Annotated in this window: 2 protein-coding genes; both read left to right on the top strand. The window is 50.7% G+C overall.

What is annotated here, in order from left to right:
* A partial coding sequence (locus ACTF5Z_RS12265) for a TRAP transporter large permease subunit (protein ID WP_438985882.1) occupies positions 1-614 on the top strand: 614 nt, incomplete at its 5' end.
* 9 nt (positions 615-623) lie between these two features.
* Positions 624-1198 (top strand): sugar kinase (locus ACTF5Z_RS12260; RefSeq protein ID WP_438985881.1); only part of this gene is annotated, 575 nt, incomplete at its 3' end.

Genomic DNA, 1198 nt, shown 5'->3' with positions numbered 1-1198 from the left:
TTATTGGCGGAATTATTGGCGGCGTATTCACTGCCACCGAAGCTGGGGCTATTGCGGTGGTGTATTCCTTTGTCCTCGCTGGACCTATTTACAAGGAAATTACTCGGACACAGTGGTTCGCGGTGTTTTTAAAAGCGACTGAAACCACCGCAATCGTCATGTTTTTGGTGGCAAGTTCGGTGGCGATGTCATGGCTCTTGGCGTTCAATAATATTCCGACCCAAGTCGCAGATGCTCTGCTGGCGGTCAGTGATAATCCGCTCATTATTTTGTTGATTATCAACTTAGTGCTGCTATTGGTTGGTTCCTTCATGGACATGACGCCGGCGGTACTGATTTTTACACCGATCTTTTTGCCAGCGGCTGTGGAGATGGGCATTACGCCGCTGCATTTTGGCATCATTATGGTATTGAATTTATCGATTGGGCTGTGTACTCCGCCGGTGGGCTCGGTGTTGTTCGTGAGTTGCGCGGTCGCTAAAACCAGCATTCACAATATTATTCGGCCGCTCTTGCCGATGTATGCGGCAATGTTGGTCGTGCTGTTGCTGGTTACCTATATTCCCGGTATCAGTGAGGCTTTGCCTAAAGCCTTGGGTTTAATGGCTAAGTAGGGCAGAGATATGTTTGATTTTGCACAATTAGGTTCGTCTAAAGTGCTTGCCATTGGCGAATGCATGATTGAGCTGGCCTTTCCTGAGGGTTTGGTCGGTAGTACCCCTAATTCTCGGATCGCCATGGGGGGCGATACGCTCAACACCAGCATTTACATGGCTCGTATGGGCGTCCCAGTCTCGTTTTTAACGGGTTTAGGCTCGGACCCTTACAGTGAGTGGCTGCAGCAGCAATGGCGTGAAGAGGGTGTGGGTCTGGAGCAAGTTCACGTGCTTGAGTATGCCCTACCGGGATTGTACGCTATTCAAACCGATGAGCACGGAGAACGGTCGTTTCACTATTGGCGCGCGCAATCTGCTGCTAAACAGTGGTTTACCCAAGCTGACTCTGTGTCCGAGTGGTCCCAAATATTTGCTGGCTACAGCGTGCTCTATGTATCGGGCATTACGCTCTCTTTAATGTCAGAGTCCGCGCGTCAGGCCTTTTACGAAGCAATAAAGCAGTGGAAGCGTCCAGACCGCGCTTTGGTGTTTGATATTAACTACCGTGCTCGGGGATGGGCGTCTGCATCGGAAGCGGCCAC

The organism is Aequoribacter sp. (genome assembly GCF_965659035.1).
In the GTDB taxonomy this organism is placed as follows: Bacteria; Pseudomonadota; Gammaproteobacteria; order Pseudomonadales; family Halieaceae; genus Aequoribacter.
Note: the sequence above shows the minus strand (reverse complement) of the source record. Positions and strands in the feature narration are given on the sequence as shown.